Origin of the sequence: Nocardia transvalensis NBRC 15921, assembly GCF_000308875.1 — a bacterium.
GTDB lineage: Bacteria > Actinomycetota > Actinomycetes > Mycobacteriales > Mycobacteriaceae > Nocardia > Nocardia transvalensis.
The window spans coordinates 88164-103994 of sequence record NZ_BAGL01000085.1; the positions used below are offsets into that span (position 1 = coordinate 88164).

At 69.8% G+C, this 15831-nt stretch carries 14 protein-coding genes; 6 read left to right on the top strand and 8 right to left on the bottom strand.

The genetic code is table 11. From position 1 onward, the window contains the following. Positions 1-121 precede the first annotated feature (121 nt). The 3 genes from ON41_RS29835 (at position 122) to ON41_RS29845 (ending at position 4649) form a co-directional block, all read left to right on the top strand. Positions 122-1222 (top strand): CaiB/BaiF CoA transferase family protein, encoded by a 1101-nt coding sequence (locus tag ON41_RS29835; protein WP_040751373.1) that lies wholly within the window; start codon positions 122-124, stop codon positions 1220-1222. A 147-nt stretch (positions 1223-1369) separates the two neighbouring features. After that, complete coding sequence (locus ON41_RS29840) at positions 1370-3985, top strand: helix-turn-helix transcriptional regulator (protein ID WP_040751405.1); 2616 nt, start codon at positions 1370-1372, stop codon at positions 3983-3985. Between the two features lie 331 nt (positions 3986-4316). Next, positions 4317-4649, top strand: a complete 333-nt coding sequence (locus tag ON41_RS29845; RefSeq protein WP_157185660.1) for a hypothetical protein — start codon at positions 4317-4319, stop codon at positions 4647-4649. Positions 4650-4663: 14 nt separating this feature from the next. Here ON41_RS29845 and ON41_RS29850 read toward each other — a convergent pair whose 3' ends face one another. The 3 genes from ON41_RS29850 to ON41_RS29860 are packed head-to-tail and all read right to left on the bottom strand — an operon-like array spanning position 4664 to position 5754. Next, positions 4664-5209 (bottom strand): methylated-DNA--[protein]-cysteine S-methyltransferase, encoded by a 546-nt coding sequence (locus ON41_RS29850; protein WP_040751375.1) that lies wholly within the window; start codon positions 5207-5209, stop codon positions 4664-4666. A 53-nt stretch (positions 5210-5262) separates the two neighbouring features. Further along, positions 5263-5490 carry a hypothetical protein gene (locus ON41_RS29855; RefSeq protein ID WP_040751376.1) on the bottom strand — a complete coding sequence of 76 codons (228 nt, stop codon included), beginning with the start codon at positions 5488-5490 and terminating at the stop codon, positions 5263-5265. Positions 5491-5520: 30 nt separating this feature from the next. Further along, the gene (locus ON41_RS29860; RefSeq protein ID WP_040751377.1) at positions 5521-5754 is read right to left on the bottom strand and encodes a porin family protein; all 234 of its coding nucleotides are present in this window, start codon (positions 5752-5754) and stop codon (positions 5521-5523) included. Positions 5755-5816: 62 nt separating this feature from the next. Between ON41_RS29860 and yczR the strand changes: the two genes are divergently transcribed. Then, positions 5817-7316, top strand: coding sequence for a MocR-like transcription factor YczR (gene yczR, locus ON41_RS29865; protein WP_040751379.1), 1500 nt, complete (start codon positions 5817-5819; stop codon positions 7314-7316). Here the strand turns inward: yczR and ON41_RS29870 are convergent. From ON41_RS29870 to ON41_RS29880, 3 genes are all read right to left on the bottom strand, one after another. Next, a complete protein-coding gene (locus ON41_RS29870; RefSeq protein ID WP_040751381.1) occupies positions 7310-8833 on the bottom strand; it encodes an FAD-dependent monooxygenase in 1524 nt (507 codons plus the stop codon). The two genes, yczR and ON41_RS29870, sit on opposite strands and share 7 nt — an antisense overlap. Next, entirely contained in the window at positions 8830-9417 is a 588-nt protein-coding gene (locus ON41_RS29875) for a TetR/AcrR family transcriptional regulator (RefSeq protein WP_040751382.1), read from the bottom strand. Before ON41_RS29875 ends, ON41_RS29870 begins: the two co-directional genes overlap by 4 nt. Before the next feature lie 104 nt (positions 9418-9521). Continuing rightward, on the bottom strand, positions 9522-10811 hold the full coding sequence (locus ON41_RS29880) for an adenylosuccinate synthase (RefSeq protein WP_040751383.1): 1290 nt from the start codon (positions 10809-10811) through the stop codon (positions 9522-9524). 561 nt (positions 10812-11372) lie between these two features. Here ON41_RS29880 and ON41_RS29885 point away from each other — a divergent pair. Together ON41_RS29885 and ON41_RS29890 are read left to right on the top strand one after the other, a co-directional pair. After that, on the top strand, positions 11373-11996 hold the full coding sequence (locus tag ON41_RS29885; protein WP_040751384.1) for a hypothetical protein: 624 nt from the start codon (positions 11373-11375) through the stop codon (positions 11994-11996). Positions 11997-12026: 30 nt separating this feature from the next. After that, a complete protein-coding gene (locus ON41_RS29890) occupies positions 12027-12812 on the top strand; it encodes a site-2 protease family protein (RefSeq protein WP_051162767.1) in 786 nt (261 codons plus the stop codon). A 512-nt stretch (positions 12813-13324) separates the two neighbouring features. Here ON41_RS29890 and ON41_RS29895 read toward each other — a convergent pair. Together ON41_RS29895 and ON41_RS29900 are read right to left on the bottom strand one after the other, a co-directional pair. Beyond that, positions 13325-14452: an FUSC family protein gene (locus tag ON41_RS29895; RefSeq protein WP_051162776.1), complete on the bottom strand. Its 1128-nt coding sequence runs from the start codon at positions 14450-14452 to the stop codon at positions 13325-13327. A 43-nt stretch (positions 14453-14495) separates the two neighbouring features. Beyond that, entirely contained in the window at positions 14496-14957 is a 462-nt protein-coding gene (locus tag ON41_RS29900) for a DUF3151 domain-containing protein (protein WP_040751386.1), read from the bottom strand. Positions 14958-15831: the final 874 nt, after the last annotated feature.

Genomic DNA, 15831 nt, shown 5'->3' on the forward strand with positions numbered 1-15831 from the left:
AGCGCGTTGCGGAGAGGTAACCGGGGTTTGCCGATGGATGTCGCCGAGGCCCGCGTTATTGTCGTAGTGTCAATACCGTACTGCGCGCAGGCGCGCAGCATCGACGACGAAGAGGTAGGGCGTGAGCACTCCATCCACCGTCACCAGGCAGGGCCCGCTCGCGGGCGTGCGTGTTGTCGAACTGGCCGGCATCGGCCCCGGCCCGCACGCGGCACTGCTGCTTGCGGACCTGGGCGCGGATGTGATCCGGGTGCAGCGGCCCGGCATGCTGCCCGGGTTCATGGAGCGGCCGCAGTGGCGGGGCCGCACGATCGTCGAGGCCAACCTGAAGGATCCGGCCGATATCGAGAAGGTGCTCGGGCTCGTCGAGAAGGCCGACGTCCTCCTCGAGGGCTTCCGGCCCGGCGTGACCGAGCGCATGGGCCTCGGCCCGGACGCGGCGCTCGAGCGCAATCCGCGCCTGGTCTACGGCCGGATGACCGGCTGGGGCCAGCACGGTCCGCTCGCCGACCGCGCCGGCCACGACATCAACTACATCTCGCTGACCGGCGTGCTGCACGCCATCGGCCACAAGGGCGAGCGGCCGGTGCCGCCGCTGAACATGGTCGGCGACTTCGGCGGCGGCTCGATGTTCCTGGTGTTCGGCATCCTGGCCGCGCTGATCGAGCGGCAGGGCTCGGGCAAGGGCCAGGTCGTCGACGCCGCGATGATCGACGGCGCGCTGGCGCTGTCGCACATGATCTGGGGCATGCGCGGCGTGGGCCTGTGGTCGGACGAGCGCGGCAGCAATCTGCTCGACACGGGCATGTCGTTCTACGACACCTACGAGACCTCCGACGGCAAGTACCTGGCCGTGGGCTGCATCGAGCCGCAGTTCTACGCCGAATTCCTGAAGGGCCTCGAGATCGATCCGGAGGGCCTGCCCAACCAGCTCGACCCGAACGCCCAGGACCAGCTGAAGAAGCTGTTCGCGGACAAGATCAAGACGAAGACCCGCGACGAGTGGGCGGCCGTCTTCGAGGGCACCGACGCCTGCGTCACCCCCGTCCTCACCCTCACCGAGGCCACCGCGAACGAGCACATCGCCGCCCGCGAATCCCTGGTCGAGATCGACGGAGTCGTCCAGCACGCCCCGGCCCCCCGCTTCTCCCGCACTCCCGGCGCCGTCCCCACGCCGCCGCCGTCGGAGGCCACACCCATCGATCAGGTGTGGACGGAGTGAGGACGAATTAAGCTGGTCGTACGTACAATTGACAGGACATGCATCGAGTTCGCGTCGATAGCAACTGAGCATGTGGCCTGGATCTGACTGGGTCCGTTAGGCGTTCGTTCGCTCCGCGTACATTCCTGAGGCACTAAAGTAATGCGCATGGCAGGGAACTGGCCGATGATCGAACGCGGGAACGAACTCGAGTCGATCCGGGCGGCACTCATCGGTACCGAATTCGTCGGTGCCGTGTTGACCGGTGACGCCGGTGTCGGGAAGACGACACTGGCGCGGCAGGCGACCGCCGCGGTGGGCGGAAACATCCGGTGGGTGGCCGGAACCGAATCGGCGCGCAGTATTCCGCTGGGGGTCTTCGCCCATATGGTGGGCGTCTACACCGCGCACGATCCGGTGACCTTCATGGCCGCGGCGCGCGAGGCGCTGCTGGCCGACGGGCACACCATCATCGGCGTCGACGACGCCCATCTGCTGGATCAGCTGTCGGCAACCCTGTTGCTGCAGTTGGCCATCGACAAGGCGGCGCACATCGTGTGCACCGTGCGCAGCGGGGTTCAGGTTCCGGACGCGGTGACCTCGCTGTGGAAGGACGGTCACCTGCTGCGAATCGACCTGTCCCCCTTCACCAAACGCCAGAGCGTCGAACTCGTGGAGTCCATGCTCGGCGGGCAGCTGGAGGGTTTCACCGCCAACCTGATGTGGGAGTCGTCGGGCGGCAACGCCCTGTTCCTGCGGCATCTGGTCGAGGGTGCGCTGGAGGCGGGCACGCTGCGGCAGGTCAACGGCGTGTGGCAGCTGCGCGGGCGGGCCGCGGTCACCTCGGAACTGGCGGCGCTGCTGGAGGATCGGGTCGAACAGCTGCCCGAGGACGTACTGCGGGTCCTCGAACTGCTGACCTTCTGCGAGCCGATCGATCTGGACGTCCTGGCCGAGCTGGCGGGCGAGGAGGCGGTCGAATCGGCCGAATCGCGCGGCGTCATCCGGATCGTCGAGAACACCCACCAGTTGCTGGTGCGCTACAACCACCCGCTGTTCGGCGAGGTGATCCGGCGGCGGCTGGGCATCGCCTCGGCGCGCCGGCTGCGCGGCCGGTTGTACTCCTCGCTGCGGGAGCGGCCGATCAAGTCGGCCTCCGATCGCATCCGGCTGGCCGAATTGGCCCTGGACAGCGATAAATCCGCCGATCTCGAACTGTTCGAGGCCGCCGCGGCCGATGCCATCGGGCTGGCCAACATCCCGCTCGGCGAGCGCTTCGCCCGCGCGGCCGTGGAGCGGCGCGGCGGCGTCGAATCCGCCGACCTGCTCGCCCGCGCCCTGCTCTACCAGGGCCATCGCATCGAGGCCGAGCGCACGCTCGCCAGCTTCGACCCGGATCAGCTGAACGAGCTGCAACTGGTGCGCTGGGGCAGTACGCGGGTGTCGAATCTGCTGTGGTCCATGGGCGACGCGGACCGGGCCGACGAGGTGCTGGAGCTGGTCCGCGAGAAGGTCAGCCACCCCAAGCTGACCCTGACGCTGCGGGGCCTCGCGTCGGCGTGCGCGGTCAACGAGAACCGTATCGAGGACGCGTTCGTCGAGGCCGACGCGGTCATGACGGATCCGGAATCGCCGCCGTGGGCGGTCTGGTGGGCGGCGTTCGGCGGCGGCCTCGCCCTGGCCCTGATGGGTCGCGGCGAGGCCGCTCGCAAGTACGCCTCCCGCGGGCACGAGGTCGAATCGCATATCGACGGCCTGAACCGGTTCATGTCCGCGCACGCCGAGGTGCTGGCGCTGACGTTCACCGGCGATCTGGAATCCGCGCGCCACGGCGCCTCGGCCTATTTCGGCTATTCCGCGCCCGGACAGTATCTGGCGTGGGGCCTGTCGAAGATCCTGCAGGGCACCGTGGATGTCGCCCAGGGCCACTTCCCGGACGGCGTGGAGAATCTCGAGCAGGCGCTCGCGGCGCTGACCGCCGAGGGTGCGGCCGCGTGGATGTTCCCCGCGAGAGTCCGCCTGGCCGAGGCGTATTCGGCGCTCGGCCGCGCCGCCGAGGCCAAGGAGGTCATCGAGGAGGCGGGCCGCCGCGGCGGCCGGCACTCCGCGGTCTACGAACCGCAACTCGATATCGCCCGGGCCTGGCAGGCCGCCGCCGAGGGCACGGTGACCCCGGCCGTCCGGCTGGCCATCGCGGCCGCCGACGCCGCCGCGCGCGCCAACCAGCACGCCATCGAGGCGAACGCCCTGCACACCGCCGCCCGGTTCGGCGATCACAGCGTGGCCGGACGGCTCGCCGATCTCGCGGCCCGCATCGACGGCCGGCTGGTGCAGACGCAGGCCCGGCACGCGGTCGCGGTGGCCTCCAACGACGGACCCGGATTGGACGCCGCCGCAGCGGAATTCGAGTCGTTCGGATCGCTGCTGTCGGCGGCGGACGCGGCGGCGCAGGCCGCGACGGCACACGAGCGTTCCGGCGACCGCCGCCGCCTGCTGGAGTCGGCGGCGACCGCCAACCGGCTGGCCGCGGTGTGCGGCGGGGCGAGCACCCCGGCGCTGCGGCAGTCCGCGCAGCCGCTGCCGTTGACCGCGCGCGAGCGCGAGATCGCCAATCTGGTGGCGGCGGGGCTGTCCAACCGGCAGATCGCCGACCGGCTCACCGTGTCGGTGCGGACGGTCGAGGGCCATCTGTACCGGGCCTGCATCAAGCTGGATGTCACCGACCGCGAGGCGCTCGCCGAACTCATGCGCGGAGAGCCGCCCAGCGGAAAGCAGCGCAACTGACCCTCCTGCCCGGCTCGGGAGATGCGAAAAGCAGCGCAACTGATCCCCCTGCCCGGCTCAGGACATGCGGAAAACAGCGCAACTGATCCCCTGTCCGGCTCGGGACATGCGGAACCGGAGGGGAATTGGGGTTTAGAACGGTTGGGCGGTGGGAATAAAGCCGTCCGCCCGCTACGATCTGGTCGGGTGGCGGAGGTCCACCGGGTGGCTATCGGATCGATGAGGATGGTGCTCCGACGTGGTTCGTCGTAAGCGGAATGTGAAGACTGGGATTCGGATCGCACTGGTCGCACTGCCGGCGGCAATCGCCTTGGCCTGCGCGGGAATCGCGATGGCCGCACCGGGAACCGTGCAGCCGGGAGTCACCGCGCCGAAGGATCCGGCCGAGCAGAGCGCCGACCAGCCCGCCGACTTCCGTTCCGCCGCACCGCAGAACACCGCCCCGGCGCCCCGGGCCGTCCCGAAGCCGCAGCCGAAGCCGGAGCAGCCCGCCGAGCCGGCGGAACCGCCCGCGCCCCGCAGCGTGAAGATCGGCGAGTTCAGCGCCCCGGTGCCGGATGCCGTCCCGAACGAGCTGGTCGACGGCGTCAACCGCACCACCGAGGGCATTCAGAACGCCCTCACCCCGGGCGCGCCGCAGCCTCAGCAGCAGCCCGCCAAGTAGCGCCGCGGCATTCGTCAGAACAGCATCGGTTCGCCGAAGCCCGGCGTGCGCTCGATCTCGAGCAGGCGCTCCTTGGTGGTGAGGCCGCCGGGAGCCGAGAATCCGTGCAGGGCGTGGTCGGCGGCCAGCACCCGATGGCACGGCACGATGAGCGGAATCGGGTTGTGCCCCAACGCCTGGCCCACGGCCTGTGCGGCGCCGGGCGCCCCGATCCGCTCGGCCACTTGGCCGTAGCTGAGCGTGCGGCCCGGGTCGATGGCCCGGGTGACGTCGTAGACCGCGCGATGGAATTCCGGACTCCGGTTCTGGTCCAGCGGAATCCAGCGCAGATCGTCGAGGGCGCCGCGCAGATGTTCCTGGACGGCGGCGATCGCCCGCGCGATCGGCTCCGGCGGTTCGGATTCGCGGGCGCCGGAGCGCAGCAGGATGGTCCGGGTGGCCGCCGGGGTCCGCTCGGGCAGGAGGAACCGCACGATGCCGATATCGGTCCACGCGACCGCGCACGTGCCGATGACGGTGTCGAAGAGCGCCCCCGCGACGGGCCGATCCGATTCGGGCATGCGCCCAGTGTGCACCGCGGCACCGACATGTCCGGTCGGCTCGATCCAGTCGTTCAGGACTGGACCGATCCGCGTTCCGTCTCGCGATGCGTCCGGATCGCGTCCAGCTCCGAATACTGGCGGCGGTCCTCGTAGTACGACATCGACCAGTCCGCCATCGGCGCGTGCGGTCGATACCGTTCGAACAGGTCGGCGGCGCGTTCGTCGCGTCGCGGCGCGTAGCGATACACGATCACCGCGAAGATCACGATGACCAGAAGGGCGGCGAGGAAGGACATCATATGACCACTGTGCGGCCAACTGGATGTCGATTAAATATCCACTTCGCGGATTCTGGCTTCAGATTGGCCCTCATCCAGACCAGTTTCTTTCACTGGCCCTTCCGGCCGTCCAGCATCGTAGGACGCGTCCCAGTCCGTCAGCGAATGCCGGAGCTGGAGGGTGGCCCGCTGGAAGTCCCCGCGCTCACCGGGCCTGGGCGCATAGTCGAGCACCGCCGCGAGTAGTACCACGAGGACGATCCCGAACAAGAGCAGGCCGAGCATAGTGTCCAGTATCCTCCCATCTGGACTTGAAATACATATCCACCGCCGTAATACTGGCCTGCATGGCGACACGTGTGATCAGCGCGGCCACCCTGACCCGGGACCTCGGGCGATGGCGGCACGACGAACCCGGTGAGGACGGCGATCGGCGGCGCACATCGCGCCCGGCATATCTCGCCCTGGCCGAGAGCATCCGGCTGCTGATCCACGACGGCCGCGCACCGCTCGGCGTCGCGCTGCCCAGCGAGCGCGATCTGTCCACCACCCTCGGCGTCAGCCGCACCACCGTGACATCCGCGTATTCGCTGCTGCGGGAGAACGGCTACCTGATCAGCCGGCAGGGTTCGCGCAGCACCGTGGCGCTGCCCCCGGGCGTGACGCACGACGGCAGCAAGCCCGCGCGCAGCATCCTGGCGATGATGTCGCCGGGCGAGGTGCCCACCATCGACCTGACCTATGCCGCCATGTCCGCACCGCCGGAGATGAACGAGGCGTATTCAGTGGCGCTGCAAGGACTTCCGATCTACCTGGGCACGCACGGCATGGATCCGGTCGGCGTCCTGCCCCTGCGCGAGGCGATCGCGCGCCGCTATGCCGAACGCGGCCTGCCCACCGATCCGGATCAGATCCTGGTCACCCTCGGCGCCCAGCACGGTTTGCGGCTGCTGCTGAACGTGCTCACCGCACCGGCCGAGCGCGTGCTGATCGACCATCCCAGCTACCCCAACGCGATCGAGGCCATTCGCGACGTCGGCGCTCGGCCGGTCCCGGTGCCGCTGCGCCCGGAACGGCCCGAGGCCGCCTGGGATCTCGACGGAATCCGCAGCGCCGCACGGCAGACCGCGGCCAGCACCGCGTATCTCGTCCCCGATTTCCACAACCCGACCGGGATGCTGATGGATGCCGGTGGCCGCGCCGAACTGGCCGCCATCGCCCGCGAGACCCGGATGACGGTGATCATCGATGAATCCATGGTCGACCAGCAGCTCGACGGCGAAACCCCGCCTCCGGTGGCCGCTTTCGCGCGCGGGCCGGAGATCGTGACGATCGGCTCGGCCTCGAAGTCGTTCTGGGGCGGCCTGCGGGTGGGCTGGGTGCGGGCCAACCAGACGCTGATCGCCAAACTGCTGGGCACCCGCTCGACGGTCGACCTCGGCACGCCCGTCATGGATCAGCTGGCCACCACCCACCTGCTGGAGCACGCCGACACCATCCTGGCCCGCCGCCGCGACCAGCTGCGCGACCGCCGCGCCGCACTGCTGGACGCGCTGGCCGAGGAACTGCCCGACTGGCGCGCGGTCTCCGGCGCCGGCGGTATGTCCCTGTGGGTCCAGCTGCCCACCCCGGTCTCCTCCGCCCTCGCCGCCACCGCCCCCAACCACGGCGTATTACTCGCCGCCGGACCACGTTTCGGCGTCCAGGGCGCCTTCGAGCGTTTCCTCCGCCTCCCCTTCACCCACGAGGAATCCGACCTCCGCCTGGCAGTCAAGGCCATAGCCACCGCCTACACCGCCCTCACTCCCCACGCCTCCGACCCCCTCGCCCCCCTCACCTGCTACTGACCTCCCGCGGGGGTGGTTCGGCGGAGGTAGGTGTGGATCGTGGTGGGGGTGGTGGATACGGCCCCGATGTAGCCGTCGGGGCGGATGAGGATCAGGGGGCCCGGTGCTTGTGGGGGGAGGTCGAAGTTGCGGTGGGCCTCGCCGAGCGGGCCGGATTCCGTTGGGGTGGTGTCGATTCGGAACGTTCGCAGCCACGATGGGTCGGCGTGGGCGAGGTCGGCGGGGATGTCGGTGCCGAAGGCCAGCAGGGTGAAGTGCGGGCCGCGGAGCAGGTCGTGCAGCCGGGTGCCGCCGCAGTGGGCGTCCGGGGCTCGGTCGCCCGCGCGTACCGATCCGGGGGCGGTGCGGTCGTCCACCGCCAGTGGGCCGTCTCGGTAGTCGAGGCGCAGCTGGAAGATGTCGGGGGCCTGGGTCCGTTCGTCCGGCGCGGCGTCGCGAAAGTTCCTGTGGTGCAGGCGGGTCGAGACGCCGAGCACCTCGGCCGCCACCGGGTGCCGTTCGGCGTCGTAGGTGTCGAGGAGTTCGTCGTCCGCGCCGCCGAGCGTGGCGGCGAGCTTCCAGCCCAGGTTGTACGCATCCTGCACGCTGGTGTTGAGCCCCTGGCCGCTGGCCGAGGAGTGCGTGTGGGCGGCGTCGCCCGCGAGCAGGACGCGGCCGACGCGGAACCGGTCGACCATGCGGGCGTTGACCCGGTACAGCGAGGCCCATCGCAGGTCGGACAGCACGATATCGGTACGGCCGGAACGCTTGTCGAGCAATGCCTGCATCGATTCCAGGCTCACGTCCGGGGTCCGGTCGGCGGCGACCGTGGCGACGAACTGGTAGTAGTCGGTGCCCGGCAGCGACCACAGCGAAAAGCGTTCCGTCACATCGCCGGTGGTCAGGATGTGACAGTAGGCGCCGGTGAGTCCGGTGGCGCGCACATCGCCGATCAGGGTGCGCTCGGTCTCGAACGTCTCGCCCTCGAAGCCGACACCGAGCCGCTTGCGCACCGTGCTGCGCCCGCCGTCGGCGCCGACGAGGTATCGGGCGCGGACTCGCTCGATGATCCCGTCGCGGGCGAGCGTCGCCGTGACGCCGTCGGGGTCCTGCTCGAAATCGACCAGCTCCGTGTCGAATTCGACCCGGCCGCCGAGTTCGGCCAGGCGGTCACGCAGGATCTCGTCGGTCCGCCACTGCGGTAGCAACCACACGTCGGGATACGGCACGCCCGACCCGGGGTCGGGGCGGGGCACACCCAGCATCTGATGGACCGTGCGAGTCCAGTGCACATCCGTCCCCAGGTACATCCGGAAATCGGGGAACGGTGCGCCCGCTTCCAGCACCGCATCGATCACGCCCAGATCATCGAAGACCTCGAGAGTCCTGGGCTGCACACCCTTTCCCCGCGAGCCGGGGAACAGCCCCGGCGCCTTGTCCACGATTCGGCAGGTGATGCCGCGGCGGGCCAGATCGCAGGCCAGCGTCAGGCCGGTCGGGCCGGCTCCGGCGATCAATACCGGCGGCTCGGAACTCATCTGCCTCGGTCCTCCTCGGGAAAGCTGCGGGTGAGCAGCGGTATCAGCAGGCCGTCCACCAGGCCGGCGAGGAATGCGGCGTCCACCGGCTCGCCGAGAAACATCCGGCGCATGATCTGCCCCTCCGAAACCTGATGGGCGAGTACGGAATCGGCGTCCTCGGCCAGTTCGCCGCGCGCGACGGCGCGCCTGACGACGATGCGGAACGGGCCCAGGTCCTCGTCGGCCACATGGGATTTCAACGCGAGCGCCAATTCCGGATCGACCCGCATGGCGTGCATGAGACCGGTGATCATGGTGACGTAACGCTCGTCGACCTGCGCGCACAGCGCGGTGAGCGAGGCGATCAGATCGCCGCGCAGCGTGCCGGTATCCGCGATCTCGGCGACGTATTCGGCATCGTGCGCGTCCAGCGCCGCCTTCACCAGCGCGGGCTTGCCCTGCCACCGCCGGTAGATGGTGGCCTTACTGGCCTGCGCCCGCGCCGCGACGGCGTCCATGGTCAGCGCCCCGTACCCGATCTCGCCGAGCAGGTCGTAGGCCGCGGACAGGATTGCCCGCTCGCGATCGGCGCCGCGCGCCATACCACCCTCCAAGTGAACGAAACTGTTTCGTACACTTCAAGGTAGCGGCGCACCGCCACACGGTCAATACGCGCCGGTTCGGCGAGCGGCCCGTGCGGCGGTGACTAGCCCAGGATGTCGTGGCGGACGATGGTCTCGTCGCGGCCGGGGCCGACGCCGATGCAGGAGATGCGGCTGCCGGAGAGTTCCTCCAGGCGCAGGACGTAGGCCTGGGCGTTGGCGGGGAGGTCCTCGAAGGTGCGGGCGCCGGAGATGTCCTCCCACCAGCCGGGCATCTCCTCGTAGATGGGCCGGGCGTGGTGGAATTCGGTCTGGGTGGTGGGCATCTGCTCGACGCGCTCGCCGTCGATCTCGTAGGCGACGCAGATCGGCACCCAGTCCAGGCTGGACAGCACGTCCAGCTTGGTGAGGAAGTAGTCGGTGATGCCGTTGACGCGGGTGGCGTAGCGGGCGATGACCGCGTCGAACCAGCCGGTGCGCCGGGAGCGGCCGGTGGTCACGCCCACCTCGCCGCCGGTCTTGGCCAGGTACTCGCCGGCCTGGTCGAACAGCTCGGTCGGGAACGGGCCGGAGCCGACGCGGGTGGTGTATGCCTTGAGAATGCCGAGCACCGCGCCGATCTTGTTGGGGCCGATGCCCGAGCCGACCGCCGCACCGCCGGAGGTCGGGTTCGAGGAGGTCACGTACGGGTAGGTGCCGTGGTCGACGTCGAGCAGCGTGCCCTGCGAGCCCTCCAGCAGGACGGTCTCGCCGCCCTCGAGCGCCTGGTTCAGCAGCAGCCGGGTGTCGCTGATGCGGTGCCGGAAACCCTCCGCCTGGGTGAGCACCTCGTCGACCACCTGCTGCGCGTCGAGCGCGCGGCGGTTGTAGATCTTGACCAGCACCTGGTTCTTGAATTCCAGTGCGGCCTCGACCTTCTGGGTGAGGATCTTCTCGTCCAGCAGATCGGCGACGCGCACCCCGACCCGCGCCACCTTGTCCTGGTAGCAGGGCCCGATGCCGCGGCCGGTGGTGCCGATCTTCTTGTTGCCGAGGAAGCGCTCGGTGACCTTATCGATGGCCACGTGGTACGGCATGATCAGGTGCGCGTCGGCCGAGAGCAGCAGCCGCGAGGTGTCCACGCCGCGCTCCTCGAGCCCCGCCAGCTCCTCCAGCAGCACGCCCGGGTCGACGACCACGCCGTTGCCGATCACGTTGGTCACGCCCGGCGTGAGGATGCCCGAGGGGATGAGATGTAGCGCGAAGTTGTCGCCGTTGGGCAGCACCACGGTGTGGCCGGCGTTGTTGCCGCCCTGATAACGGACGACCCACTGGACACGACCGCCGAGCAGATCGGTAGCTTTGCCCTTACCCTCGTCGCCCCATTGGGCGCCGATCAGGACGATTGCCGGCATGTGGAGTCTCCTACGGTTCGACGCGCAGCACTCGCGATGCTGCAGCTACCTGCCGTTTCCGAGGCGGTGGCCGGGGGCACAGTCTAATAGATGCCCACCAGGCCGTTCCCGAGCCGACGCGCCCATCTGTGACCCGCGCCACACCATCCCCTCGGATGTGAACCGCTACAACATATTTCGCCAGCGCGCAACACGCCCCTTCCTCACTTGATGACGGATCTCACACGAAAGAACCCCGCCAGCCGCCCATCGAGTCGCAGTAACGAGCGGTAACGGAAACCCATCGCACTCTCGCAACCCCGCCCGGTTTGCGGCGCGGCTCGGATTTCAGGTGCCACTGCGCAAGCGACGAAGGAGCAAGCAGTGGTACCTGAAATCCGAGCCATACGGGCGCCGCAAACCCGCCGTGGCGAAGCCGCGGCCATCAAACACAGCTATGGTGGCTCGGGAGGTGAGTCGGAAGGGGGCTCACCCGAGCGCAGCGAGGACGATGCAGTTGTCAGGTCCGAGGAGGGTGTACGGCAGTTGAGTACCCACGTTCTCCGCTGCAACGGCGCCCCGATGCCGATCGCGCTCGCGTCGCTGCCGACGACTCAGACCGCGGCGCTTCCGCTCGGCGCCGAACTCGACGATCTGCTGCCGGTCCTCGCGGCGGACAGCCTGCCCCGGCTGATCGTGCTGGGCGAGGACGCGGGGCTGGCGGCCGTGCTCACGCATCTGCTGCGCACCGAGCGCCTGAATGTGGAGATCGGGTACGTCCCGGTCGATCGCACCTACGGTTCGCGCGCCTATCAGACCGGCACCGGTTCGGCGGCCGCGAAGCGCGCGCTGGAGGGCAGGCCGCTCCCGACCCCGCTGATCCGCGACGACACCGGCAAGGTGCTGGTCGGACGTGCGACCGTCGGCGGCCCTAACGGCGGCAAGCTGGAGGGCGAGGCGTATGTGGACGACACCCGCCTGTTCACCGGAAAGGTTGGGGCGCTGCACGTCTCGCCGACCTTGGAGATGCCCGGCGTGCGCGCCACGGTGGTGCGGGGGCTGCGCAAGCACCGCTGGGTCGCCGGGCGGGCGGTGCAGCTGGGTTCGCCGGGCGCGGTGGTGACCCGCGACGGCGTCAGCAGCGATCGGACGGTCCCGCGGTCGAGCTTCTATCGTCATCACCAGCCCTGGCTGCTGGTCCGGTGAACTGTCGGCGACGCAAGGGATGATGGAGCGATGAGCCGATCATTCGGCGCCCGGCGCATGACCGGCGCGGTCCGCCCCAGCCCGGTATTCCTGCTGATCGTCGTGGTCGCGGTGGCGGGCGGGGCGGTTGCCTGGGACGCCGACCTGTCTTCGACGCGGGCCAAGCTCGGCGTCTTCGTCATGGTGGTGTTCGGCTGGATCGTCAGCCTGTGCCTGCACGAGTTCGGACATGCCTTCACCGCGTGGCGGGCGGGCGATCGCGAGGTGGAGCTGCGCGGGTATCTGACGCTGAATCCGCTGAAGTACAGCCATCCGGTGCTGTCGATCGTGCTGCCGATCATCTTCATCGCGATCGGCGGTATCGCGCTGCCCGGTGGCGCCGTCTATCTGCAACCGGGTAATTACTCCACGCGCACGCAGCGAATGATCAGCGGCGCCGGGCCGGCGGTGAACGCGGCCTGCGCGGTGGTTCTGCTGGTGATCGTGCGGCTGTTCGGCTCGTCCAGTTCGCATCCGGCGTTCTGGTTCGGCCTGAGCTTTCTCGCCTATCTCCAGATCATCGCCACCGTGTTGAATCTGATTCCGGTGCCGGGCACGGACGGGTACGGGATTCTGGAGCCGTCGCTGAGCTATCAGACCCGGCGGTCGCTGGATCAGGTGAAACCGTGGGGCTTCCTGCTGCTGTTCGCGCTGCTGTGGGGCGTTCCCCCGCTGCGCGACGCCTTCTACCAGCTCGTCGACACCCTCTTCGATCTGTCCGGCGTGCCTTGGCGGTGGTGGCGGTACGGCAGCAGCCTCACCTGGTTCTGGATGTAACCGCACCAGGCTCGGACACCGGACCGCGCACCACCGCTAGGCCCCCTTACTTCCCCCCCAACTTTCCCCCACTGGGTTCCCCCGGTTCGGGTTCCCCCAGCTCCCCCCTACTTTGTTCCCCCCGTTTCGGTTCCCCGTTTCGGTTCCCCGTCGGTTCCCCGTTTCGGTTCCCCCTACTTGGTTCCCCCGTTTTTCCCTCCGGGGATGGGCCGCCCGACCCGACCTCTGGAATCGAGCGGCCCGCTTCGCTCCAGGGCGGATCGGCCACCACACCATATGGCCGATACCCCCGCCGCCTTTGCGAAGTTCCCGACCGCGCCACCCCTCGTCGACGCGGTCAAGGAGAACGTTACGAGCGAGTAGGGCCGGGAACACGAGTAGTGCACTACCCGAAGATCAACGACCTTGTCGCACGGGTGGAAGCGGGGGTCCCGCAGGTCAGCCGGGATGCACGTGCACTACTGCGTAGTCCGGATCGCCGTGGCGGGCGGGCGATCCGGTGGCAAACCGGCTCAATCCTCCGGTGGCACATACGGATTGTCGACGGTCGTCGGCAGCAGCGCGATCGCCGACAACCGCCGCACGCCGCAGACCTGCATCAGGTCGACGACGATCGAGCGCAGCTGAGCGAAGACCACGTGCGCCGACAGCCCGGCGCCGGCCACGAGATCCTTGGTGGCGCCCTTGGCGACCCGGCGCAGCACCCGCGTCGCTTCCGCGGCGTCGGGCTGTTCGTCCGGATCGGCCAGCATGTAGCGGCGGACCACATCCGTCGCCTTGCCGAGCTCCTCCACCTCGTCGATGAGGCGCGGGTCGAGGATCTCGTCGTCGCGCACCAGCGTCAGCGCGCGGCGCAACAGGACGCGGGTGTTGCGGACCACGTTGTCGAGGGGATCGGCGGTGGCGCGGATGGTCTCCAGGCGCTGCCGGGAATTCCAGTAGAGCGGCGAGATGCGGCTGACCTCGCGGCCGCCCTCCAGCGCGCTGCGCAGGCCGTCGATCTGGGGCTGGGTGCCGCGCGCGGATTCCAGTGCGGCCTTGATTCGTTCGGGGTCCTGCTCGTGCAGGCCGTCGGCGCAGTCGACGAGCGCCTTGCCCACCACCGCGAGGATGTCCGCGGCCTGCTGGCGCGCGCGCCGCACCGGATGCAGCGGGATGATCGCCACCACGACGATGCCGACCAGGCCGCCGACCAGGGCGTCGACCATGCGGGCGGTGCCGCCGCCGGCGCTCGGCGGCATCAGCGTCGCCACCAGGACCGCGGAGCTGGCCGCCTGCATCGGGATGATCGCGCCGCCGTTGAGGAAGACGGCCATCGCCATCGCGAACGCCACGACCAGGGCGATCTGCCAGGGTCCGGTGCCGACCCGGGAGATGAAGAAGTCGCCGATGCCGATGCCGACCGCGACGCCGGCCACCAGCTCCACCGAGCGGCGCAACCGCGCGCCGAAGGACACGCCGATCGAGATGATCGCGGCCATCGGCGCGAAGAACGGCTGCGGGTGCCCGACGACCCGGTGGGCCAGGAACCAGGCCAGCGCGGCGCCGACCGCGCACTGCACGATCGGCAGCGCCGATTTGCGCAATCGCTGGGCGGCGTTGCGCAGGCCTTGTCTTCCGCTGTCGCGGACGGCCTCGATCCGGACAGTCGGCGGTGTGGTCAAAGAGATGTGCGGGTCCTGTTCACTCCAGGCCCAGCTCGGCCGCGGCGCGGGGGTCGCAGTCCTCGAGCAGGTCCAGGCAGCGGGCGTATTCGTCGGCCTCGCCGATGGCGCGGGCGGCGCGGGCCAGCGCACCGACGCTGCGCAGGAAGCCGCGGTTGGGCTCGTGGCTCCACGGCACCGGGCCGAAGCCCTTCCAGCCGTTGCGGCGCAACAGGTCCAGGCCGCGGTGGTAGCCCGTGCGGGCGAAGGCGTACGCGGCGATGACGTCCGCGCTCACCGGGCTCGCGCCGTCGATCTCGGCGCCGTCGGCGGCGGCGCGGGACAGCGCGTCCTCGGCCAGCTGGGCCCAGGCGATCGACGCGGTGGGATGCGCGGCCGCCACCTGGACCGGGTCCTGGTTCTCCAGCAGAGCTTCCTCCGCATCGGAGAGTTCGGGGAGCAAGACAGGCTGCGGTCCGAGCAGATCGCCGAAGGAGGTCATGGGGACATTATTCACACGCCACCCCGATCGGGTCCGGGGGTCGTCACCCGCAATGTGCACCACGGCCCGAAATGCTCGTTAGGCTGACCGTCTGAGTTCACTGTTGACGTTGAGCGAGGGGTAGCGCGTGTCCGACCCGAACGACGACCAGAAGCCCGATCGGCAGCCGAAGCCGGGGTCCCCCGGCGGCCGGCCGCCGTCGCCTGCCGCGCCTGCGCCGGGCAAGGGCGGTTCGGACGCCGGGCGCCGGGACGAACGCGACACGCCCGACCACACCGAACCGATGCCCTCCCCCTCGGCGGAGACCCAGGTCATCCGGACCGACCGCGCCAAGTCCCCCGGCGTCGCCCCCTCCCCCGCGCCGCCACGCCCACCGAGCAGTGGCCCCGCGGGCCGGCCGGGCAGCACGCCGGGTGCGGCCGACAAGAAGCCCGAAAGCGGCGCACCGCAATCGAGTTCGGCACCGACCACCCCCGTGCCCGCCCAGCAACGCCCGGCAGGCGACGGGATTTTCCGTCCGGCCGGCGCGGCCCGCCCCGCCCCCGCCCGGGCGGGAGAGAAGCCGGACACCGGTACGGCCGAGCCGGGTTCGGGACCAGCCTCCCCACAACAGCGTCAGGCGGGCGGTGCGACCGAGCGCCCGGGAACACCCGCGAGCGCGGGGAAGTCCGGTGCGGCATCCGATGCCGACCGTGCACAGGGACAGCAGAAGTCCCCGGCGACAGGACCAGGTGCCGCCGGGGCAGGTGGGAACAAACCGGGTAACGCCGGAACAGGCGCGGCGGGAGCAGGTGCGACCAGGCCAGATAACACCAGGCCGGGTGCAGCCGGGGCAGGCACGACCGGAACAGGCGCGACCAGGCCCGGTAACACC

Coding starts and splice junctions, on each gene's coding strand:
- yczR (WP_040751379.1), top strand. CDS start 5,817: ATGGCGACACGTGTGATCAGCGCGGCCACCCTGACCCGGGACCTCGGG.
- ON41_RS29885 (WP_040751384.1), top strand. CDS start 11,373: ATGCCGATCGCGCTCGCGTCGCTGCCGACGACTCAGACCGCGGCGCTT.
- ON41_RS29900 (WP_040751386.1), bottom strand. CDS start 14,957: ATGACCTCCTTCGGCGATCTGCTCGGACCGCAGCCTGTCTTGCTCCCC.
- ON41_RS29860 (WP_040751377.1), bottom strand. CDS start 5,754: ATGCTCGGCCTGCTCTTGTTCGGGATCGTCCTCGTGGTACTACTCGCG.
- ON41_RS29880 (WP_040751383.1), bottom strand. CDS start 10,811: ATGCCGGCAATCGTCCTGATCGGCGCCCAATGGGGCGACGAGGGTAAG.
- ON41_RS29890 (WP_051162767.1), top strand. CDS start 12,027: ATGAGCCGATCATTCGGCGCCCGGCGCATGACCGGCGCGGTCCGCCCC.
- ON41_RS29850 (WP_040751375.1), bottom strand. CDS start 5,209: ATGCCCGAATCGGATCGGCCCGTCGCGGGGGCGCTCTTCGACACCGTC.
- ON41_RS29845 (WP_157185660.1), top strand. CDS start 4,317: ATGGCCGCACCGGGAACCGTGCAGCCGGGAGTCACCGCGCCGAAGGAT.
- ON41_RS29840 (WP_040751405.1), top strand. CDS start 1,370: ATGGCAGGGAACTGGCCGATGATCGAACGCGGGAACGAACTCGAGTCG.
- ON41_RS29875 (WP_040751382.1), bottom strand. CDS start 9,417: ATGGCGCGCGGCGCCGATCGCGAGCGGGCAATCCTGTCCGCGGCCTAC.
- ON41_RS29855 (WP_040751376.1), bottom strand. CDS start 5,490: ATGATGTCCTTCCTCGCCGCCCTTCTGGTCATCGTGATCTTCGCGGTG.
- ON41_RS29870 (WP_040751381.1), bottom strand. CDS start 8,833: ATGAGTTCCGAGCCGCCGGTATTGATCGCCGGAGCCGGCCCGACCGGC.